We start from the raw sequence: 20,807 nt of genomic DNA, 5'->3' as shown, positions 1-20,807 counted from the left end.
GCCCTGCTGCCGACGACGCAGGTGACGGGCGGTATCACTTATGGTCGCGGCGCTATCGGCCAGACCGGGCTCGGCGCCGCGATCGGCAACAACGGGGCGATCGGCAACGGCGGCGGGACCGGCACGGGCACGGGATCGGGCGGCGGCACCGGGTCCGGGACCGGGGGCGGCACCGGAACGGGCGGCAGCGGCAATGCGACCGGCACTACCGCCAACATCAACAGCACCCGCACCATCTATCGCGGCGGCTTTCAATTGTCCTACGAGGTCGACCTGTTCGGGCGCATCCGCCGATCGCTGGAGGCGGCGCGGGCCGACGTGGCGGCGGCGGAGGCGACGCGCGACGCGACGCGGGTGACGGTCGCGGCGGCCACCACCCAGGCCTATTTCGACGCCTGCCTGCTCGGCCGGCGGATCGATGTCGCGCGCCAGTCGACCGCGCTGGTGGAGGAAAGCTACGAACTGACCCGCCGCCAGGTGAATCTGGGCGCGGGATCGGACTACGAACTGAGCCGGGTGGGCGTGCTGGTGGAGCAGACCCGCGCCCAGGCCGAACAGCTGGAGGGGCTGCGCAACCAGGCGCTGGCGGACCTGTCGGTGCTATTGGGCCGGCCGGCGTCGCAGGTGCCGCAGGCCGCGCTCGCCTGCCGCGCCGCGCCGCGCCTCGTTCGTCCGATCCCGGTCGGCGACGGCGCGGCGTTGCTGGCGCGCAGGCCGGACGTGCGCTCGGCGGAGCGGACGCTGGCGGGCGACACGGCCCGCATCGGGCTGGCCACGGCCGACCTGTTCCCGACCATTTCGCTCGGTGGATCGGCCAATGCGATCGGCACGTCGCTGTCCGGCGCGACGTCGCGGCAGGGCCTGTCGTTCGGGGTAGGGCCGCTGATCAGCTGGTTCTTCCCCAACATCGCCGCCGCCCGCGCCCGGATGGAGCAGGCGGGGGCGCAGGCGCGCGCGTCGCTGGCGCGGTTCGACGGCACGGTGCTGACCGCTTTGGGTGAGGTGGAGCGCGCGCTGGCCGGCTATGACGCGGAGATCCGGCGCAACCGCGCGCTGGTCCAGGCGGTCGCCAACAGCGAGCGCGCCTATCAGTTGAGCGGGGTGCGCCTGACCTACGGCACGATCAGCCAGCTGGAGCAGATCGACGTGCAGCGTGACCTGATCTCCGCCCGCGCCGCGCAGGCGGAATCGGACGCGACGCTGGGGCAGACACAGGTGACCCTGTTCCGCGCGCTCGGCGGCGGATGGCAGGATGTACCCGCGGTGGACGAGCGTCCCCGCACGGTCGGCGCCACCATTCCCGGTCGGTAAACGGCGTCTTCAGCGTCATCCCGCCTTCCCCTCGCATCGCCGCCAAGCTACGATTTCGATAGGGGTAGCTTGGGGGAGTAGGCATGGCGGACCAGCAGCCGACACCACGATTGTGGGTTCCGCCGGGCAGCGCCGTGGGGGCGCTGATCGCCGCCCTCGACGGCAACACGCCGCTCGGGCCGCCTGCCGGCTGGCATCCCACGCTGGTCCGCACGCTCAACATGATGCTGGCGGCGCGGACGGAGATCGTGCTGTTCTGGGGCCCGGATTATGTCGCGCTCTACAATGACGATTATGCCCCCACGATTGGGGTGAAGCATCCGGCCGCGCTCGGCCGCCCAGCGCGCGAATATTGGGCGGAGCTGTGGGACGACCTGCGGCCGATGCTGGACCGGGTGCTGCATGGTGGCGAGGCGGTCAGCGCCAAGGACCGTCCCTTCTACATCGAGCGCGCGGGCTATGGCGAGGAGGTGTGTTTCGACATCTCCTATTCGCCGGTGCGCGAGGATGACGGGGCGATCGGCGGCGTGCTGTGCCTGGTGACGGACACGACCCAGCGGGTCCGCGCGGAACGCCGCGCCCATGCCGACCGTGACCGGCTCGCCCAGATGTTCGAGCAGGCGCCCAGCTTCATGGCGGTGCTGCGCGAGCCCGGCCATGTGTTCGAACTGGCCAATGCCGCGCACCTGCGGCTGGTCGGCGGGCGCGAGGTGGTGGGCCTGACCCTGCAACAGGCGCTGCCCGAACTTGCCGAGCAGGGGGTGGCGGATCTGCTGGACGAGGTGGTCGCGAGCGGCAAGCCTTTTTCCGGCCGGGCCGTGCCGCTCCGCCTGCGTGGGGTCGGCGGCAAGGCGGCGGAGCACCTGCTGGACGTGATCTGCCAGCCGATGTTTGACGACCAGGGCAGGGTTACCGGCATCTTCGTGGAAGGCAACGACGTATCCGAGCGGGTGCGGGCGGAGGCGCAGCTGACGCTCAGCCGCAGCTCGCTGGAACTCGCCGCCGACGTGGCGGAGATCGGCACCTGGGACGTCGACCTGGTGGCTAGGACGGTCGACTGGTCGGACCGCACGCGCGCCATGTTCGGGATCGCGCCGGGCGTGGCCGTGACGCTGGAGGACTTCTTCCGCGGCGTGCATCCCGACGACCTGGCGGATGCGCGCCGGGCGCTGTCGGGCACGCTCGACCCCCATCAGGCCGCGCCCTACGACGTCGAGTTTCGGACGATCGGGCGCGAGGACAATGTGGTCCGCTGGCTGTCCGCGCGGGGGCGGGGCTTCTTCGATCCGCATACCAACGCCTGCATCCGCGCGATCGGCACCGTGCTGGACATCACGCCCCGCAAGCTGCAGCAGGAGGCGCTGCGCGAAAGCGAGCAACGCTTCCGCACGCTGGCGGACAGCGCGCCGGCGCTGATCTGGATGTGCGACCAGGCCGGCGCGCTGATCTTCGCCAACCATTGGCATGAGGAGATGTTCGGCCGCGCGATCGACGAACTGATGGGCGGGGGCTGGCAGCAGATCATCCACCCCGACGACCGGGCCGCCTTTTCCGGCGATTTCGACCGGGCCTTCGCCGCGCGCGAACCCTTTACCCGCGACGTCCGGGTGATCGACCGCCACGGGGAAGTGCGCTGGCTGCATTGCGAGGCGCGGCCGCGCTACACCGACGACCACTTCGTCGGCTATGTCGGCTGCGACGTCGACACCACGGACGTTCACCTGGCGTCGGAGGGGCAGGAACGCGCCATCGCCGAACGCACGCGCGAGCTGGCCGCGACCAACCGCCAATTGTCGGCCCAGATGGAGGAGCGCGAGCGGGTGGAGGCGACGTTGCGCCAGATGCAGCGGCTGGAGGCGATCGGCCAGCTCACCTCCGGCGTGGCGCACGACTTCAACAACCTGCTGACCGTGGTGCTGGGCAATGTCGACCTGGTGACGCGGGCGGCGGAGGAAGCGGGGCTGGACGAGCGGACGCGCAAGCGGCTGGGCTACATCCGCACCGCCGCCGAGCGCGGGGCGGCGCTGACCGCGCAATTGCTGGCTTTCTCACGGCGGCAGCGGCTGGAGGCGCGGCCGATCGACCTCAACGGCACGGTGGCGGGGATGCGCGACCTGCTGCAAAGCTCCATGGGGGGATCGGTGAAGCTGGATACCCGGCTGCGGCCGGACCTGTGGCTGGCGCTGGTGGATCCGACCCAGATCGAACTCATCATCCTCAACCTGGCGATCAACGCCCGCGACGCGATGGAGGTGGGCGGTTCGCTGACGGTGGAGACCGACAATGTGACGCTCGGCCCGCCCCGCCGACCCGAGGAGCCCGCGCCCGGCGACTATGTCCTGATCGCGGTGACCGACACGGGCAGCGGCATGCCGCCGGCGGTGCTGGAACGCGCGTTCGAGCCGTTCTTCACCACCAAGCCGGTGGGCAAGGGATCGGGGCTGGGCCTGCCCCAGGTCTACGGCTTCGCCAAGCAATCGGGCGGGGGCGTCGCGATCGAGACAGAGGAGGAGCGCGGCACCAGCGTGCGCGTCTACCTGCCGCGCGCGCAGGACCGGCGGCGGGTGCCCCGCGTGGGCCCGAACCATGCCGCGCCGGACCAGGACGGCGATGTGCGCGGGCGGTGCGTGCTGGTGGTGGACGACGACGCGCCGGTGCGCGAGATCACCGCCGCCGTGCTGCGCGGGCTGGGCGCGGAGGTGGTCGAGGCGGGCAGCGGCGGCTCCGCTTTGGAATGGCTGACCGGCAAGGGCGGCGAGTGCGACATGATGGTGGTCGATTTCGCCATGCCTGGCATGAACGGCGCGGAGCTGGCGGCGGCGGTCGCCAAACGCTGGCCCGACATCATGATCGTCTATGCGACCGGCTATGCCGACCTGACCGCGATCGCCGGCGTCAGCGAGGAAAGGATCGTGCAGAAGCCGTTCCTCGGCGGCGAATTACAACGCAAGGTCGCCCGCCTGCTGAACGTGCGGGTCGGCTAGGGTCGGACATGGAGAGGGGCGAGTAGAGGGACGGGGAGCAGCGGCCGCCCTTGCTTCCGCCGGAGCCTGTTCCACCCGTCGCGCAACGTCCTTGTGCTCCCGCGCAGGCGGGAGCACGGGCGGAGGGTGTCCGGTCACTCCTCGTCGGGATAGGGGCCCTTGCCGCCGTCGGCGATGAAGCGGTCGATGCGGGCGGTGAGGATCGGCAGCGGCACCGAGCCCAGGTCCAGCACCACGTCGTGGAAGGCGCGGACGTTGAACTTGGCCCCCAGCGCGCGCTCCGTCTTGGCGCGGGCGTCGCGGATCGCCATCATGCCGAGATAATAGGACAAGGCCTGCCCCGGCCAGCTGATGTAGCGGTCGACCTCCGTCGTGACCTCATGCTCGCTGAGCGCGGTGTTGTCGCGGAGGAAGGCCTGCGCACGGTCGCGGGTCCAGCCCTTGGCGTGGATGCCGGTATCCACCACCAGCCGGCCGGCGCGCCACATTTGGTAGCTCAACATCCCGAACCGCTCATACGGCGTGGCGTAGATGCCCATTTCGTCGCCCAGCCGCTCGCAATAGAGCGCCCAGCCCTCGCCATAGGCCGAGATATAGAGGTGCTGGCGGAAGGCGGGCTGGCCCTTGTTCTCGGCCGCGAGCGGCATCTGGAAGGCGTGGCCGGGCGCGCTTTCGTGCAGGGTCAAGGCCGGCAGCTGATAGAGCGGGCGCGACTTCAGGTCGTAGGTGTTGACCAGATACTGGCCGGGTCCGCCGCGCCCGGCGGTGTAGAAGGGCGCGATGTCGTCGGGCACCGGCACGATCGCGAAGCGGCGGCGCGGCAGGTGGCCGATGTAGAGGCCGACCTTGGCGTCGACCTGCTTGGCGGTCCAGGCGGCGCGATCGAGCAGCGCCTGGGGCGTGGTGACGTAGAATTGCGGGTCGGTGCGCAGGAAGGTGAGGAAGGCGGGCAGGTCGCCCTTGAACCCCGTCTCGCGCATCACGGTCTGCATTTCCGCCTTGATGCGGGCGACCTCGGCCAGGCCGATGGCGTGGATCTGGTCGGCGGAGAGGTCGACGGTGGCGAAGGCGCGGATCTGGTCGGCATACCATGCCGTGCCGCCGGGCAGCGCGTCCGCCGCCAGGGTCGTGCGCGTATGCGGTACGTAGTCGTTGCGGAAGAAGGCGAGCAGCTTGGCGTAAGCGGGCTGGGCCTGCCCGGTGATGGCGGCGCGCGCCTCCTGCTTCAGTGCGGCCTGGGTCGCCGCAGGGATGTTGGCCGGCATCGTGCGGAAGGGCTGGAAGAGCAGGCTGTCCTCCGGCGACTTCGCGTCGGCCACCTGGGCGATGGCGGCGTCGCGCGCCTCCAGCGTGATGCGCGGCGGGGTCCAGCCACGGGCGAGGCCGGCGCGCATGTTGGCGATCTGATCGTCGAAGAAGCGCGGCACCTCGCGCAGCTGGGTGATCCAGTTGCGATAATCGGTTTCGGTGCGGAACTGGCCGCGCGCGACATAGCCAAGGTCGCCCCACGGCGAGCTGTCGGAATTGGCCGGCATCTCGTAATCGCGGGTGCGGAGTGCGGCGACGCGCCGTTCGATGTCGAAGCGGTAGACGGCATAATCCACCGCCGCCGCCTGCCCCAGGCTGGCCTTGGGCAAGGCGTCCAGCTGCCTCAGCACGCCTTGCAGATAAGCAAGCCGCGCGGTCTGCGCGGCGGGGCGCACGTCCGGCAGGTGGGCCGCGACGCGATCATTGTCCTCGCCGCCCGACTCCTGCGTTTCGCGCCACGCCTGCTCGCTGGTGTAGATCGCCTTGAACCGGGCATCGGCGGGGAGGGGCGCGGCAATCGCCGGGACGAAGAAGGCGCTGGCCGACAGCGCGAGCAGGAAGGATCGCATGACCGGCAGCGTAGCGAACCACGCGGCGCTGCCAAGCCCGTGGCGCGGCGGGCGCGCAAAGCCGCGATTGACTTGGCCCCTCGCCCGGCCCCAAGCGCCAACCATGCGCTTCTTTTCCGACAATGCCGCACCGGTCCACCCCGCCGTCCTGAAGGCCATGGCCGCCGCCGATGCGGTGGATACCGCCTATGACGGCGATGCGCTCAGCCGGGGGCTGGCCGCGCGCTTTTCGGCATTGTTCGGGCAGGAGGTCGCGGCCTTGTGGGTGCCGACCGGGACGGCGGCCAACGCGCTGGCGCTGGCCGCCTTGTGCCCGCCTTACGGGGGCACGATCTGCCACCGCGACGCGCACGTGCAGAATGACGAATGCGGCGCGCCGGAATTCTTCACCCATGGCGCCAAGCTGCTGCTGGCGGACGGCGAGGGCGCCAAGCTGACGCCCGACAGCGTGGCGGCGGTGGCGGATGCGATCGCCGACGACGTCCACCGGGTGCAGCCGCATGCGCTGTCGATCACCAACGCGACCGAATATGGCTGCGTCTACACGCCGGACGAGGTGGCGGCGCTGGCGGCTTTGGCCAAGGCGCGCGGCTGGGGCCTGCACATGGACGGGGCGCGCTTCGCCAATGCGGTGGTGCACCTCGGCTGCACGGCGGCGGAGCTGACGCGGGGCGTGGACGTGCTGAGCTTCGGCTTCGTCAAGAATGGCGGCATGTCGGCGGAGGCTTTGGTGTTCTTCGACCCCAAGCTGGCCGACGCCACCCGGCGGCGCCGCAAGCGCGCCGGGCACCTGCTGTCCAAGGGCCGCTATTTGGCGGCGCAGATCCACGCGATGTTGGACGACGACGTGTGGCTGGACACGGCGCGCGCCGCCAACGCCGCGGCGCAGGCGCTGGCCGGGGCGGCGGGCGCGCGGCTGATCCATCCGGTGCAGGCCAACGAATTGTTCCTGCGGATGACGCCGGAGGAAGCGGCGACGCTGCGGGCCGACGGCTTCGACTTCTACGACTGGGCGGCGGGCGAGGTCCGGCTGGTGACGCATTGGGCCAGCCCGGCGGACGAAGTCGCGGCGCTGGCCCGCGCCATCGCCGCCCTGTGACGAAGACCCCGACGGGCACACCGCCGCTGGATGCGGGCACGCAGGGGCGGATCGCGCTGCCGTTCGCGCTGGTGACCCTGATCTGGGGATCGACCTGGCTGGCGATCCACAGCCAGTTCGGGCCGGTGCCGACCGCCTGGTCGGTCACCTATCGCTTTGCGGTGGCGGCGGTGGCGATGTTCGGGGTGGCGCTGGCGATGCGGGCGCCGCTGAGGATGGATCGTACCGGGCATGGCATCGCCATCGCGATGGGGCTGTTCACCTTCGCGATCAACTACAACCTCGTCTACCTGGCCGAGCTGCACATCACCTCCGGGCTGGTGGCGGTGCTGTTCTCGCTGCTGGTGCCGTTCAACGCGGTGTTCGCGCGCCTCTTCCTGAAGCAGGGGCTGTCGCGGCCGTTCCTGATCGGATCGGCGGTGGCGATGCTGGGCGTCGCCTTGCTGTTCGCGCACGAGCTGGGCGCGGCGGATAGCAGCCGCGACGATGTGGTGCGCGGGATCGGCTTCACCGTGGTGGCGGTGCTGTTCGCCTCGTTCGGCAACGTGTTGCAGGGCAGCCGGCGGGCGCGCGCCTTCACCATGGCGACCCTGCTGGCGTGGGGGATGGGCTGGGGCGCGCTGCTGGATGCGGCGATGGCGTGGGCGACGTCCGGGCCGCCGGTGTTCGAGCTGCGCGCCGGCTATGTCGCGGGGCTGCTCTACCTCGGCATCGTCGCGTCGGCGGTGGCGTTCACGCTGTATTTCACCCTGATCCGGCGGATCGGCGCGGCGCGCGGCGGCTATGTCAACGTGCTGATCCCGGTGATCGCGATGGGCTTTTCGACCCTGTTCGAAGGCTATCGCTGGACCGGGACGGCGGGGGCCGGGGGTATGCTGGTGCTGGTGGGGCTGGTGCTGGCGATGCGGGCGCGGGGTGACGCGGCCGCGCCGAAGCGAGGTCAGGCGGCTTGATTCCCCCGCTTGGATGGTTTCCATTGAAACGATCCAAGGGCGAGACAATGACCCAGTTCGACCTGACCGAGGATCAGCGCGCCATCCAGGACATGGCGCAGCGTTTCACCGCCGATGCGATCACCCCGTACGCGGCCGGGTGGGACGAACGCCACCATTTCCCGCGCGACGTGGTGAAGGCGGCGGCAAACCTCGGCTTCGGGGCGATCTACGTGTCGGAGGAGGCGGGCGGGATCGGCCTGGGGCGGCTGGAGGCGGCGCTGATCATGGAGGCGATGGCCCATGGCTGCCCGTCGACCAGCGCCTTCCTCTCGATCCACAACATGGCCTGCTGGATGATCGACCGGTTCGGTTCGGACGAGCTGAAGCGCCGCTATCTGCCCGACATGGTGACGGCGGAGCGGCTGGGTTCCTATTGCCTGACCGAGCCGGGATCGGGATCGGATGCGGCGGCGCTGACCACGCGCGCGGTCCGGGACGGCGACGATTATATCGTGACCGGCAGCAAGGCCTTCATCTCCGGCGGGGGCGAGAACGAGGTCTACGTCACCATGGTCCGCACCGGCGGGGAGGGGGCGGGCGGCATCTCCGCTTTGGTGATCGACAAGGACATGGCGGGCGTCAGCTTCGGCGCGAACGAACGCAAGCTCGGCTGGCGCTCGCAACCCACCGCGCAGGTCAATTTCGACGGGGTGCGCGTGCCCGTCGCCAGCCGCATCGGCGCGGAGGGCGAGGGCTTTCGCATCGCCATGGCCGGGCTGGACGGCGGGCGGCTCAACATCGCCGCCTGCTCGCTGGGCGGCGCGCAACGCTGCCTGGACGAGGCGATGCGCTATACGCAGGCGCGTCGCCAGTTCGGCCGCGCCATCGCCGACTTCCAGGCGACGCAATTCGCGCTGGCCGACATGGAGACGGAGCTGCAGGCGGCGCGCGCCCTGCTCTATGCGGCGGCGGTGAAGGTGACGGAGGGCGCGGCGGACCGCACCAGGTTCGCGGCGATGGCCAAACGCTTTGCCACCGACACGGGCATGGCGGTGGTCGACCGCGCGCTGCAACTGCACGGCGGCTACGGCTATTTGCAGGATTATCCGATCGAACGCTTTTTCCGCGACCTGCGCGTTCACCGCATCCTGGAAGGCACCAACGAGATCATGCGCGTCATCATCGCGCGGGAGATGCTGAAGGCGTGAGCGAGCCGGTTCTGATCCTGATCGAGGGCAAGGTGGGGCGGATCCGCCTCAACCGGCCGCAGGCGCTGCATGCGCTGACCGAGCCGATGTGCCGGGCGATGATCGATGCGCTGGTGGCGTGGCGCGGCGATCCGGCGGTGGAGCTGGTGCTGATCGACCATGCCGAGGGGCGCGGCTTCTGCGCGGGCGGGGATGTGCGCGCGGTGGCGGAGAGCGCGGCAGGCGACGGAGTGGCGGCGCGCGCCTTCTTCCGCGCGGAATATCAGCTGAACCACCTGTTGTTCACTTTCGCCAAGCCGGTGGTGGCGGTGATGGACGGGGTGGTGATGGGCGGGGGCGTCGGCCTGGCCCTGCCGGCGAGATACCGGATCGCGACCGGGCGGACCCTGTTCGCCATGCCGGAGGCGACGATCGGCCTGTTCCCCGACGTCGGCGGCGGCTGGTACCTGTCGCGCCTGCCGGGGCGGATCGGCGCCTATCTGGCGCTGACCGCCGCGCGACTGGACGGGGCGGAGGTGACGGCGCTGGGCCTGGCCACCCATCATGTCGCGGCAGAGGCGGTGGAGCGGGTCAAGGCGGACCTGATCGCCCGCCCGCGGGAGGCGCAGGCGGTGCTGGATGCCGCCGCCGCTGATCCGGGCGGGGCGGCGATCCTGAGCCATCGTGACGCGATCGACCGGCTGTTCGCCAGCGAGGAGCTGGAAGGGGTCGTGGCGGCGCTGGAGGCGGACGGCGACGATTGGGCGCGCGAGACGCTGGCGACGCTCCGCGCCAAGTCGCCGCAGTCGGGCAAGATCGCGCTGCGCCTGCTGCGCCAGGGCGCGACCCACACCGACTTCGCGGACGAGATGCGGGTGGAATATGGCGTGATGTGCCACGTTTCCATGCGGCACGACTTCGTCGAGGGCGTGCGGGCGCTGCTGATCGACCGGGACAATGCACCGCGCTGGAACCCGGCCACGCCGGAGGATGTGACCGACAATATGCTCGACACGATCTTCGCGCCCTTGCCTGCCGACGAGGCGTGGGAGCCGGTGCGGGCATGAACGGAAAAGGGGAATAAGGGCGTGGCGGACTATCAGACGATCCTGACCGAGCGGCACGATGCGGTGACTTTGGTGCGGATCAACCGGCCGCAGGCGCTGAACGCGCTCAACAGCCAGGTGCTGGGCGACCTGATCGCGGCGTTCGCGGCCTATGACGCCGATCCGGCGCAACGCTGCCTGGTGCTGACCGGCAGCGACAAGGCGTTCGCAGCCGGGGCCGACATCAAGGAGATGCAGGCGCAGGGCTTTGCCGCGATGTATGCCGGCAACCACTTCGCCGGGTGGGAGCGGGTGACAGCGACCCGCAAGCCGTGGTTCGCGGCGGTGGCGGGCTTCGCGTTGGGCGGCGGGTGCGAGGTGGCGATGATGGCGGACTTCATCCTCGCCGCTGATACCGCCCGCTTCGGCCAGCCGGAGATCAAGCTGGGCGTGGGACCGGGCATGGGCGGGTCGCAGCGGCTGGCGCGGGCGGTCGGCAAGGCCAAGGCGATGGAAATGTGCCTGACCGGGCGGATGATGGGCGCGGACGAGGCCGAACGCGCCGGGCTGGTCGCGCGGATCGTGCCGGCGGCCGAGCTGCTTGACCGGGCGCTGGCGCTGGCGGCCGAGATCGCGGCGATGCCGCCGCTGGCCGCGATCGCGGTCAAGGAGATGGTCAATACGGCGTTCGAGGGCGGGCTGGCGCAGGGTATCGCCTATGAACGGCGGCTGTTCCACGGCCTGTTCGGGACCGAGGACCAGAAGGAAGGCATGGCCGCATTCGTGGAGAAACGGCCGGGCCGGTGGAGCGGGCGCTGACCGGGTGCTGACCGGAAGGGCCCGCAACAGCCGGAGATAATCGCCGCCTCCACCGTTGGTGGCGGGCGGGCCGCGCCCAAGCCGGTTCATCCGGCCCGCGCCGGCCCGCCGGGCAAACAGGATAGGGTGGCGGCATGGCGCGGATCGGCTTCATCGGACTCGGCAACATGGGCGGCGGCATGGCGGCGAGCCTGGTGCGCGCGGGCCATGCGGTGCACGCCTTCGACCTGGCGCAGGCGGCGATGGAGCGGGCCGGTGCGGCCGGGTGCACGCTGGCGCGATCGGCGCGCGACGCGGCGGCGGAGGCGGACGCGGTGGTCACCATGTTGCCCGCCGGCCCGCAGGTCGACCAGATCTATCGCGAATGCGTGGTCGGCGCCGCCCCCACGCGCGCGGTGCTGATCGACTGTTCCACGATCGACGGACCCACCGCCCGGGCGATCGCCGCCTATGCCGCCGACCAGGGATACAAGGTGGCGGATGCGCCGGTATCGGGCGGGATCGCCGCCGCCCGCGCCGGCACGCTGACCTTCATGGTTGGCGGCACGGGCGAAGCGTTCGCGGCGGCGCGGCCGGTGCTGGCGGGGATGGGCAAGGCGGTGGTCCATGCCGGGGCGAACGGCGCGGGGCAGGCGGCCAAGATCGCCAACAATTTGCTGCTGGGCGCGACCATGATCGCGACGTGCGAGGCGTTCCTGTTGGCACAGAATCTCGGCCTCGACCCCCAGACCTTCTACGACATCGCGTCGGAGGCGAGCGGGCAGAGCTGGTCCATGACCGGTTACTGCCCGGTGCCTGGCGTAGGGCCGGACAGCCCTGCCGACCGCGACTATGACGGCGGCTTCGCGGCGGCGCTGATGCTGAAGGACCTGAAGCTGGCGATGCGGGCGGTGCAGGAGACCGGCACCAGCGCGCCGATGGGCGCGGCGGCAGAGGCCTTGTACCAGTTGTTCGTCAATCAGGGCGGGGCGGCGAAGGACTTTTCCGGCATCATGCGGATGTTGCAGGGGGCGGGCAGGGCGTGATGTCGGGCGGCTAGGGTCGCCGGCTGGTCGGCTGACTGACATGGCGGCAAAGCCGGTGGTGCTGGGGACAGGGCACCGAGAGACTCGGCGGCCGCGTTTCGGACCACCCGGTAGGAACAACATCCGTACTCCCGCGCAGGCTGGAGCCGAGCAGCCTCATGCGACGCCCTCCCGATACCTGGGCTCCCGCCTGTGTGGGAGCACGAGTGGTGGTTCGGGATGGCGGCGGGCTGGCTGTCCCTATGGGGAGGATGCCGGGCGGGGCGGGGCGGGGCCTGCGGTGCCGCGGCGCGGATACGTCGGAGGCGCCCCTGGCGGAGTCGCCGGGGCGTGGTTTGGAGTAGCCTTGCGTGCAAAGCGTTGCGACCGACGCGTTCCGTCGCCTGCCGGTGACGGTGGGGGACGTGCGGATGACTGCCTGAACCGCGAAGGTTCCGAACGCCGCCCCGCATGCCCCGATGCGCGGCGTCCGACAGGATCGTGCCGCAGCGCGAAGCATGCGGAAGAGACGGACTCTTTTGGGCGAAGCTTCTGGTTCAAGCACCAGCAGGACTCCGCGTCGGTCGTTCTCCCCTGCCGAAGCGGGGGAGCAGGCTTTATCCCGCAACTCGGCCGATGCCACGGAACGGTCGGGTATGTACCCTATATGTTCTCATTTGTCAAGGACGGGTCGTGCGTCACCAAAGAAATCGACCTGCGTCACGAACGGCGCGGGAGGCTCCAGCATTTGCGGATGGACGATGCTTTCGACGATGCGGGGACGATACGGGACAGCAGCGTATCGGCAAGCTGCATCGTGGTCATGGATCGGGCCTGATCTAGCATCGGTTCGACAGGCTGCAGCGGGATGGCCGCAGCCAGCGCCAGGAGCATCAGCATAAGGCGATCCCTAGCGTCACCCTCTTACCCCAACGCCTTCTGTCGGCGGCGCTGGACGGAGGAGCCGAGGCCGATCGCCTCGCGATATTTGGCGACGGTGCGGCGCGCGATGTCGAAGCCCTTGGCCTTGAGGATCTCGACCAGTTTGTCGTCGGACAGGATGTCCTTGCCTTCGTCGGCGATCAGGCGGGCGATGTGGCTCTTCACCGCTTCGGCCGACACGCCTTCGCCATCGGCATTGGAGATGCCGCTGGTGAAGAAATATTTGAGTTCGAACAGGCCGCGATCGCACGACAGATATTTGTTGGAGGTGACGCGGCTGACGGTGGATTCGTGCATCTCGATCGCGTCGGCCACGGTGCGCAAGGTCAGCGGGCGGAGGTGGGCGACGCCGTTGCGGAAGAAGCCGTCCTGCTGCTTCACGATTTCAGAGGCGACCTTGACGATGGTGCGGGCGCGCTGGTCGAGCGCCTTGACCAGCCAGTTGGCGCTGGCGAGGCAATCGCCCAGCCACGCCTTGGCCGCGCGATCGCCGCCCGCCGCCAGTTCGGCATGGTAGCGGCGGTCGACCAGCAAGCGAGGCAGGGTGGCGCTGTTCAGCTCGATCGACCAGCCGCCGCTGCGCCCGCGCGCGACGAACAGGTCCGGCGTCACCGGGGCGGCGCGCTCTCCGCCGAAACGCAGGCCGGGCTTGGGATCATAGCCGCGCAGTTCGCGCAGCATGTCGCCGAAATCCTCCTCATCCACCCCGCACATCCGGCGCAGTTGGGGCAATTGCCCGCGGCCGAGCATCTCCAGATTGTCGAGCAGGCAGGCCATGGCGGGATCGTGGCGATCCGCCTCGCGCGCCTGCAAGGCGAGGCATTCGCCGAGTGAGCGCGCGCCCACACCGGTGGGGTCGAAGCCCTGGATCACGGCCAGCACGCGGGCGATCTCGGCATCGGGGACGTTCAGGCGCAGGGCGATGTCGTGCAGGGCGTCGGCGGGCAGATAGCCGGCATCGTCGATCGCATCGATGATCTGCCCCGCCAGCACCATGTCGCGCGGCGCGAAGGCGGTGCCGGCCTGGGCGAGCAGATGGTCGGCGAGCGAGGGCGCGTCGGCGGCGAGTGCGTCGAGGTCGGGCCCATCCTCCGGCAGCGCGCCGGACAGCCCGTCCATGCCGAGCCCGGCACCCGCGCCGCCGGCCATGTCGGCGGGTGAGTCGTGGTGGAAGGTCTCCGCATCATAATCCACGTCGAGCGGGGCGTCGGCGGTGGCGTCGCCATGTTCGACCAGGAGGTCGGCGGTGATCGCCTCTCCGCTCTCCATCGCGGCGGGGGCAGGTTCGGTCGGGGCGGCATCGCCGTCGCCGCCATCGATGCCGAGCAGCGGATTCTTCTCCAGCTCCTCCGCGATGACGCCTTCCAATTCGAGGTTGGACAAGGCCAGCAGCTTGATCGCCTGCTGCAGCTGCGGCGTCATCACCAGCGACTGCGTCTGGCGCAGGTCGAGGCGGGGGGCGAGGCTCATCGCGCGCGCCCAAGCCCCGCGTTGCCGCCCAGGACGAAAGGGGATCCTGAGGCGGGGCGCGGCATGGCCTAGAGCTCGAAACTTTCGCCGAGATAGAGGCGGCGGACGTCCTCGTTGGCGACCAGGTCGGCGGGGCTGCCCTGGAACAGCACGCGGCCGTCATAGATGATGCAGGCGCGGTCGACGATGTCGAGCGTTTCGCGCACATTGTGATCGGTGATGAGGACGCCGATGTCGCGCCGCTTGAGATCCTTCACCAGATCGCGAATGTCGGAAATGGAGATGGGATCGATGCCGGCGAACGGCTCGTCCAGCAGCATGATCGACGGGTCGGCGGCCAGCGCGCGCGCGATCTCGGCCCGGCGGCGCTCACCACCCGACAGCGCCAAAGCGGGCGAATCGCGCAGGTGGGTGAGGTGAAATTCGCCGAGCAGGCCGTCGAGTCGCTGCTGGCGCGCGGCCGAGTCCGGCTCCGACAATTCCAGCACGGCCATGATGTTCCTGGCGACGGTCAGCCCGCGAAAGATCGACGTTTCCTGCGGCAAATAGCCCAGGCCGAGGATGGCGCGGCGATACATGGGCAGGCCGGTGACGTCGTTGCCGTCTAGCAGGATGCGCCCCTCGTCCGGCTTCACCAGCCCCATGACGGAGTAGAAGCAGGTGGTCTTGCCCGCGCCGTTGGGGCCGAGCAGGCCGACCACCTCGCCCCGCGCAACGTCCAGGCTGACGTCGCGCAGCACCTGGCGCTTGTCATAGCTCTTGGCGATGGAGACGATCGACAGGCCGCAGCCGTCGTCGTTCGACGTCTGGCAGCTTCCCGGATCGGTCAAGGCGGCTTGGGTCATACCCTATCGTCATGTCCTCTTCGGCCCGGCGCAAGCGTTGGTTGCGCGGCGGGCCCGGTAATCGGCGGATAAGTTCAGCGCGGTGGGGTGGTGGTGGCCCGCTGCGGAACGGTGAAGCGCCCGGTCACCCGGCCGCCCTTGCCGGCGGTGGCGCCGCCGACGGCGCTGCCGTCGATGGTGGAGCGGCCGCTGGTCAGGTCGATCACCAGCCGCGCGCCGCGCACCGTGTTGGCGGCGCGGGTCAACGTGACGTTGCCGATCAGGGTGATCAGCCGGCGGTTGAGGTCGTAGATGCCGTAGCTGCCCTGGGCGCGCTCGCTGGGCGAGGTGACGGTGACGCCGCCGGATGCGTCGATGCGGTTGATCTGCGGATCGGCATTGGGCGTGGGCGGGCGCGAGTAGGCGACCGTCATGCGGGCCGCGTCCATGGTCAGGTCGCCCTGCGTCGCATGGACCCGCCCGCTGAAGATGGCGCGGTCGGCCTGATCCTGCAACTCGATCCGGTCGGCGGAAATGTCGGCCGGGGCATCGGAATTGTGGCCGCGCAACGCCGACAGCGCCTGCGCATCGGCGGACGTGGCGGCGAGCAGGCCCAGGAACAGGCCGGAAAGCGCGGAGGCGGGGGCGCGGATCATCGCGCGCCTCTGGCGTGGGCCTGCGTGATATGCAAGCGGGCACGACCGACCAGGTCCACCACGCGATCGTCGAAGCGGGCCTGCAACCGGTCGGCGGAGAAGCGGCCGAGCGGCATGGTGCCGGTCACGGGCTTGCGGCTGCGCATGTTGCGGTCGTTCAGATTGACCAGCACGTCGGCGGTGTCGACATGGAAGCCGCCGGCGCCGTTCAACTTGACCGGACCGTCGATCGCCAGCCTTTGCGTATCCAGGTCGTAGCGGCCGCGCCGGGCCACGATTTCGGTCGGCCCGCGACTCTGTCCGATCTCGGCGGTGAGCGCGTTCATGTGGACGATCGGATCGCGCGAACTGGCCTGCACCGCGCTGGCGGCGTCGAGGCGGAAGGGGTCGCCGCGCGAATCACTGCCGCGATAGACGGCGCGGGTGACGCGCATCCGCTCGCTCGCCACGTCCACCCGGTCCTTGGAGAGGACGAAGCTGATGTCGCGCCCGACCGTCAGCGGCGCCACCGCCAGGAATGCGGCGAGCACGCCGATCGCCACCGGCAGGACGATGCGGAGCGTCGCGATCAGGCGATCGTGCCGGCCCCCGGCCGCCGCCCATTCGCGCCGATTGCGCCGTTGCCGTTCGGCGAGCTGCGACATGGGGATCAGACGTGCGCGAAGATATCGACCTCGGGCCAGCCGGCGAGGTCGAGTTCGGCGCGCGCCGGCAGGAAATCGAAGCAGGCCTGCGCCAGGTGGGTCCGATTCTCCCGCGCGAGTCGCTCGTCCAGGATCGTGCGCATCTGGTGGAGAAAGCGCACGTCGGAGGCGGCATACTCCTTTTGCGCATCGCTCAGCTCGGCAGCGCCCCAGTCGGACGATTGCTGCTGCTTGGAAATGTCCTGGCCCAAAAGCTCGCGCACCAGCTCCTTCAGGCCGTGGCGGTCGGTGTAGGTGCGAATCAGGCGCGAGGCGGTCTTGGTGCAATAGACCGGCGCCGCGACCACGCCGAGATAATGGCGAATCGCCGCCAGATCGAACCGCGCGAAATGGTAGAGCTTCAGCCGATTCGGGTCGGCCAGCACGGCGCGCAGGTTGGGCGCGGCATAATCGCTGCCGGGCGCGAAGCGGACGAGATGCTCGTCCCCGCCGCCGTCCGAGATCTGCACCACGCACAGCCGGTCGCGCGGGGTCAGCAGCCCCATGGTCTCCGTATCGACCGCCACGGGCCCTTCGCCGAGCGCGTCCGCCGGCAAATCCTCTTGATGCAAGTAAACCGTCATGCCTCGCCAGATAGGCGGTGCGGCAACCCGGCTCAACCGGGGAAACGGCTATGGCGAGAATAGGGCAAAAGGGCTCGCCCCGAGTTGAAATTTTCTGTAAGGGTGCAAATTGGCTTGGGATGGCTTGTCCGGGCCGCGTTCGCGAGTGACCCCCCGTCGCACGCGAACTTGAATGAACAGGGGCGAAGTCGGGAAGATTTTGACGGCATGAGTTTCGATCGAGGGCGGCGCGGGCAGCGCGGCGGCAGGGACAAGCGCGACGGTTTTGGCGAAGACAACAGCTTCGGCGAATCCGGCGGCGGCTATGGCGGCGGCTACGGTGGTGGCGGCTTCGGCGGCGGCGGTGACCGCTTCGGCGGCGGTGGCGGCGGCTATCGCGGCGGTGGCGGCGGCGATCGCTTCGGCGGTGGCGGCGGCGGCGGCGGCGGCTTCGGCGGCGGCGATCGCTTCGGTGGCGGCGGCGGCGGCGGCGGCTTCCGTGGCGGCGGTGGTGGTGGCGGCTTCGGCGGCGGCCGCGGCATGCCGGCGCAGGTCGTCGGCGAGGCCAAGGGCACCGTCAAGTTCTTCAACGGCCAGAAGGGCTTCGGCTTCATCGTCCGTGACGATGGCGGCGAGGACGTGTTCGTGCACATCTCGGCCGTCGAGCAGGCGGGCCTGTCCGGCTTGGGCGAAGGCCAGAAGCTGGCGTTCAGCCTGGTCGATCGCGGCGGTCGCGTGTCCGCCACCAACCTCGCGCTGGAAGGCGACGTGGTCCCGGTGAGCGAAGGCCGTGCGCCGGCCGAGAATACCGGCGGCCCGCAGCGTCAGCTGACCGGTGAGCGCGCGAGCGGCACGGTGAAGTTCTTCAACGCCATGAAGGGCTTCGGCTTCATCCAGCGCGACGATGGCCAGCCGGACGCGTTCGTGCACATCTCCGCCGTGGAGCGTGCCGGCATGCCGACGCTGAACGAAGGCGACAAGCTGGAGTTCGAGCTGGAAGTCGACCGTCGCGGCAAGTACGCCGCCGTGAACCTGTCGCCGGCCAGCTAAACCCGGCCACACGGCGCAAGAATCAGCCCGGTCTGCCTCGCGGCAGGCCGGGCTTTTTCGTATGTGGCTTTTGGGGGCGAGGCAGATTGTAGCCGACACCGTCCTTCGCCCCGTGAGTGGGGCGACTTACCCTACTGCCCTAATCAGGCTTTTTACCTTGAGGGGCCACAGGACCTGCAAAGGCCTTGAGCGGCCCGGGATCAGGATAGGCCAGGACCCATGCGGGCGTTCGTGAAGATCGCAGCAGCTGAGACCTCTCTTCTCCAAGATGGCGCCTGTTCACGAAAGCGGGCCCGAGGTAGCGTGCTTAAGCAAAGCGGCGCGGGCTTTCATAAGAAGAATGGCCTCAATTACCCAATTAACTGCAACGACCGCAAACATGTACGTATGCTATTTTCAAGGTCTAGAAAGGATGACGACTGGCGGAGGGCATGTAGGCGCTGTCGTTGCGCGACTGCTGGGAAGATAGTATAAATATTCGGTCGTTTACGCCGACCAGAGATTATGCCTACAGCAGTGCTCAAAGTGTTCTTGGGGTCAACAAGGCGCTCCGCCTCACGTGCATTTGCCGGAAGTCCTACATCGGTAGGATCGCCCCTGTAGCCCAAAGCGTCAGTTACTGCCGCACCGTCGGCAAGCAGCCATGCTTCCGTTTCATGCCGCGGTGTAATGGTAACGCATCTGTCAGAAGGCCAATTGCACCGCTCGCTTAGCGCCCCGCAGTACGCATCCGCACGGCGGCTTAGACCCTGCTCTAGGCCTCTACCACCCGCGTCGGCGTGGACGAAGATGACATCAAAGGCCTTGCTAAAGTCACATGCCTCCCTTGCTACTGCATCTATCCAACGGTCTTTGGCGCCGACCTTAACAGCAGGTAAGTCAGCCACCTCAACCAGGCTGGTCCCTTCTCGAAGGATTAGATCTCTCACGATCCTTGGAAGCAGCACATCCAAATACATCCCATCCGACGATCCCTCGTAGAACACTGCCCAGCTAAGATACCTCATCCAGCGTCACCGGAGCGCTGTAGAAGTCGGTCCACTTCCGCGCGGACGAGATAACGGTCCGGCTCAATCAAGTCCCCGCTTGGCTTAACGCCCGAGCGCATCCGCGTACGCGAAGTTCCCTGCTCGTGCGCGGGATCAATTCTGGTAACAACATCAGCTGCGACAATCTCAGTGTCCTGGAGCGCCGCCATCACTTTAGGGGAATGCGTATTAAGTATGACCTGGAAGGTTGGATAAGCGGGGTCCGGATCAATCTCAGTGGCAGCTCTCAAAAACTGAATCAGGGTAGGAATGCGTCCTTCGTGCACGCCATTTTCAGGCTCCTCAAAGCAGAGTGTCCCTCTCCGATCAGGGTCATTAAGGATCGTCAACAGTGCCAAAATACGAAGCGTGCCATCTGATATCACCCGTGAGCTAAAGCTCATGTCGCCGGCGAAGCCAACGCTAAAAGAATATTGCTTTTGATCATCAGCTTGCACGCGCACGTTGCATACGGACGGTATAAGCGATGAAAGATCAGTCGCAATGTCAGCAAGCACGCCATCAGGGCGACGAGCAGTTCTTGTCTGATCACGAAGCCTATTTAAGACTGCCGCCAGATTTGATGCGTTTGGATGAAGCGTCGTTTTTTCAAATCGATCATTTGCGCTTCGTGCAGCATTTGGATTTATTTCCAGGAAACGAAGCGCGCGCAGAGTTTTGCGTAAGGCGTAAAGATGGGGAAATTCAGCTGTGGCAATTGTAGACAAAGCTGTGCGGGAAGCCTCGCGAAGTGACAATCGCATTGGACTGCCGCTCTTGCTGGGTCCATCCTGACGAACAAGTAGCGCGTCACCATTATCATCCCTTCGAATAAACGGTGTTGTGTACCGTCCATAACTCGGCTTGCGAGATTCCAGATAATCTGCGTTGTCGTCTGCGCGCTTTATCGCAACGCAGTGTTCGTTCTGAACGAACACGCCGCGGGGGCCGCCATCATGACCGTCCTTCATACCCAAGGTCAACTCGTAGCGCAGACGCTGCGCCGGAACCTTATATGCACGGCCAAAATCATCCGTCCCGTCGGCATCGAGTAGCACTTCAACAGCAAACGAAATTCTATCGCTTACAGTATCGGCAGTTTGTCGGAAGAATTCTTCCGGCTCACCTCGAAGACCTTGCATTGCGCTATGGATGTCATGGTCAGTCAGAGCCGCTAGCAGTTGCATGGCGTCGAAGAGGTTCGACTTGCCGCTCGCATTTGGCCCGACAACGGCCGTGAACGGCCGAAGATCGAGTTCGAACTTTTCGAACGTCTTGAATCCATCAATCTCAATGCGAGTCAGCATTCGTTGTTGCTACTTACGGTAC

Annotated in this window: 17 protein-coding genes; 9 read left to right on the top strand and 8 right to left on the bottom strand. The window is 68.3% G+C overall.

What is annotated here, in order from left to right; all coding sequences use genetic code 11:
- Both Q0D93_RS06330 and Q0D93_RS06325 read left to right on the top strand, forming a co-directional pair.
- Nucleotides 1-1,311: TolC family protein (locus tag Q0D93_RS06330; protein WP_294392104.1), on the top strand; the 1,311-nt coding region annotated here is incomplete at its 5' end.
- Between the two features lie 83 nt (nucleotides 1,312-1,394).
- On the top strand, nucleotides 1,395-4,295 hold the full coding sequence (locus Q0D93_RS06325) for a PAS domain S-box protein (RefSeq protein WP_294392103.1): 2,901 nt from the start codon (nucleotides 1,395-1,397) through the stop codon (nucleotides 4,293-4,295).
- Nucleotides 4,296-4,429: 134 nt separating this feature from the next.
- Here the strand turns inward: Q0D93_RS06325 and Q0D93_RS06320 are convergent, their stop codons facing one another.
- Nucleotides 4,430-6,172: a DUF885 family protein gene (locus Q0D93_RS06320; protein WP_294392102.1), complete on the bottom strand. Its 1,743-nt coding sequence runs from the start codon at nucleotides 6,170-6,172 to the stop codon at nucleotides 4,430-4,432.
- A gap of 103 nt (nucleotides 6,173-6,275) precedes the next feature.
- Between Q0D93_RS06320 and Q0D93_RS06315 the strand changes: the two genes are divergently transcribed.
- The 6 genes from Q0D93_RS06315 (at nucleotide 6,276) to mmsB (ending at nucleotide 12,283) form a co-directional block, all read left to right on the top strand.
- Complete coding sequence (locus tag Q0D93_RS06315) at nucleotides 6,276-7,271, top strand: beta-eliminating lyase-related protein (RefSeq protein WP_294392101.1); 996 nt, start codon at nucleotides 6,276-6,278, stop codon at nucleotides 7,269-7,271.
- On the top strand, nucleotides 7,268-8,224 hold the full coding sequence (locus Q0D93_RS06310; protein ID WP_294392100.1) for a DMT family transporter: 957 nt from the start codon (nucleotides 7,268-7,270) through the stop codon (nucleotides 8,222-8,224). The genes Q0D93_RS06315 and Q0D93_RS06310 overlap by 4 nt, the downstream gene beginning before the upstream one ends.
- A gap of 47 nt (nucleotides 8,225-8,271) precedes the next feature.
- Nucleotides 8,272-9,414, top strand: a complete 1,143-nt coding sequence (locus tag Q0D93_RS06305; RefSeq protein ID WP_294392099.1) for an acyl-CoA dehydrogenase family protein — start codon at nucleotides 8,272-8,274, stop codon at nucleotides 9,412-9,414.
- Complete coding sequence (locus tag Q0D93_RS06300) at nucleotides 9,411-10,460, top strand: enoyl-CoA hydratase/isomerase family protein (protein WP_294392098.1); 1,050 nt, start codon at nucleotides 9,411-9,413, stop codon at nucleotides 10,458-10,460. The genes Q0D93_RS06305 and Q0D93_RS06300 overlap by 4 nt, the downstream gene beginning before the upstream one ends.
- A gap of 21 nt (nucleotides 10,461-10,481) precedes the next feature.
- Entirely contained in the window at nucleotides 10,482-11,258 is a 777-nt protein-coding gene (locus Q0D93_RS06295) for an enoyl-CoA hydratase-related protein (RefSeq protein WP_294392097.1), read from the top strand.
- 134 nt (nucleotides 11,259-11,392) lie between these two features.
- On the top strand, nucleotides 11,393-12,283 hold the full coding sequence (gene mmsB / locus Q0D93_RS06290) for a 3-hydroxyisobutyrate dehydrogenase (RefSeq protein ID WP_294392096.1): 891 nt from the start codon (nucleotides 11,393-11,395) through the stop codon (nucleotides 12,281-12,283).
- Nucleotides 12,284-12,982: 699 nt separating this feature from the next.
- Here mmsB and Q0D93_RS06285 read toward each other — a convergent pair.
- The 6 genes from Q0D93_RS06285 to Q0D93_RS06260 form a co-directional block, all read right to left on the bottom strand.
- Nucleotides 12,983-13,162 (bottom strand): hypothetical protein, encoded by a 180-nt coding sequence (locus tag Q0D93_RS06285; RefSeq protein WP_294392095.1) that lies wholly within the window; start codon nucleotides 13,160-13,162, stop codon nucleotides 12,983-12,985.
- Nucleotides 13,163-13,186: 24 nt separating this feature from the next.
- Nucleotides 13,187-14,674, bottom strand: coding sequence for an RNA polymerase factor sigma-54 (rpoN, locus tag Q0D93_RS06280; protein ID WP_294392094.1), 1,488 nt, complete (start codon nucleotides 14,672-14,674; stop codon nucleotides 13,187-13,189).
- A gap of 68 nt (nucleotides 14,675-14,742) precedes the next feature.
- On the bottom strand, nucleotides 14,743-15,519 hold the full coding sequence (lptB, locus tag Q0D93_RS06275) for an LPS export ABC transporter ATP-binding protein (RefSeq protein WP_294392093.1): 777 nt from the start codon (nucleotides 15,517-15,519) through the stop codon (nucleotides 14,743-14,745).
- Between the two features lie 74 nt (nucleotides 15,520-15,593).
- Nucleotides 15,594-16,154, bottom strand: a complete 561-nt coding sequence (locus Q0D93_RS06270; protein WP_294392092.1) for an LptA/OstA family protein — start codon at nucleotides 16,152-16,154, stop codon at nucleotides 15,594-15,596.
- Complete coding sequence (gene lptC, locus Q0D93_RS06265; protein WP_294392091.1) at nucleotides 16,151-16,798, bottom strand: LPS export ABC transporter periplasmic protein LptC; 648 nt, start codon at nucleotides 16,796-16,798, stop codon at nucleotides 16,151-16,153. The genes Q0D93_RS06270 and lptC overlap by 4 nt, the downstream gene beginning before the upstream one ends.
- A 5-nt stretch (nucleotides 16,799-16,803) precedes the next feature.
- Nucleotides 16,804-17,421 (bottom strand): ribonuclease D, encoded by a 618-nt coding sequence (locus tag Q0D93_RS06260; protein ID WP_294392090.1) that lies wholly within the window; start codon nucleotides 17,419-17,421, stop codon nucleotides 16,804-16,806.
- Nucleotides 17,422-17,628: 207 nt separating this feature from the next.
- Between Q0D93_RS06260 and Q0D93_RS06255 the strand changes: the two genes are divergently transcribed.
- Nucleotides 17,629-18,450: a cold-shock protein gene (locus Q0D93_RS06255; RefSeq protein ID WP_294392089.1), complete on the top strand. Its 822-nt coding sequence runs from the start codon at nucleotides 17,629-17,631 to the stop codon at nucleotides 18,448-18,450.
- A 1,003-nt stretch (nucleotides 18,451-19,453) separates the two neighbouring features.
- On the opposite strand, the gene Q0D93_RS06250 is transcribed toward Q0D93_RS06255, so the two are convergent.
- Nucleotides 19,454-20,785, bottom strand: a complete 1,332-nt coding sequence (locus Q0D93_RS06250) for an AAA family ATPase (protein WP_294392088.1) — start codon at nucleotides 20,783-20,785, stop codon at nucleotides 19,454-19,456.
- Between the last annotated feature and the right edge of the window lie 22 nt (nucleotides 20,786-20,807).

The sequence above is a fragment of the uncultured Sphingomonas sp. genome (genome assembly GCF_934560975.1).
In the GTDB taxonomy this organism is placed as follows: Bacteria; Pseudomonadota; Alphaproteobacteria; order Sphingomonadales; family Sphingomonadaceae; genus Sphingomonas_I.
Note: the sequence above shows the minus strand (reverse complement) of the source record. Positions and strands in the feature narration are given on the sequence as shown.

Excerpts from the sequence above, each read along its gene's own strand:
- Q0D93_RS06325 (WP_294392103.1), top strand. The coding sequence starts at position 1,395 with ATGGCGGACCAGCAGCCGACACCACGATTGTGGGTTCCGCCGGGCAGC.
- Q0D93_RS06320 (WP_294392102.1), bottom strand. The coding sequence starts at position 6,172 with ATGCGATCCTTCCTGCTCGCGCTGTCGGCCAGCGCCTTCTTCGTCCCG.
- Q0D93_RS06315 (WP_294392101.1), top strand. The coding sequence starts at position 6,276 with ATGCGCTTCTTTTCCGACAATGCCGCACCGGTCCACCCCGCCGTCCTG.
- Q0D93_RS06305 (WP_294392099.1), top strand. The coding sequence starts at position 8,272 with ATGACCCAGTTCGACCTGACCGAGGATCAGCGCGCCATCCAGGACATG.
- mmsB (WP_294392096.1), top strand. The coding sequence starts at position 11,393 with ATGGCGCGGATCGGCTTCATCGGACTCGGCAACATGGGCGGCGGCATG.
- Q0D93_RS06285 (WP_294392095.1), bottom strand. The coding sequence starts at position 13,162 with ATGCTGATGCTCCTGGCGCTGGCTGCGGCCATCCCGCTGCAGCCTGTC.
- rpoN (WP_294392094.1), bottom strand. The coding sequence starts at position 14,674 with ATGAGCCTCGCCCCCCGCCTCGACCTGCGCCAGACGCAGTCGCTGGTG.
- lptB (WP_294392093.1), bottom strand. The coding sequence starts at position 15,519 with ATGACCCAAGCCGCCTTGACCGATCCGGGAAGCTGCCAGACGTCGAAC.
- Q0D93_RS06270 (WP_294392092.1), bottom strand. The coding sequence starts at position 16,154 with ATGATCCGCGCCCCCGCCTCCGCGCTTTCCGGCCTGTTCCTGGGCCTG.
- lptC (WP_294392091.1), bottom strand. The coding sequence starts at position 16,798 with ATGTCGCAGCTCGCCGAACGGCAACGGCGCAATCGGCGCGAATGGGCG.
- Q0D93_RS06260 (WP_294392090.1), bottom strand. The coding sequence starts at position 17,421 with ATGACGGTTTACTTGCATCAAGAGGATTTGCCGGCGGACGCGCTCGGC.
- Q0D93_RS06255 (WP_294392089.1), top strand. The coding sequence starts at position 17,629 with ATGAGTTTCGATCGAGGGCGGCGCGGGCAGCGCGGCGGCAGGGACAAG.
- Q0D93_RS06250 (WP_294392088.1), bottom strand. The coding sequence starts at position 20,785 with ATGCTGACTCGCATTGAGATTGATGGATTCAAGACGTTCGAAAAGTTC.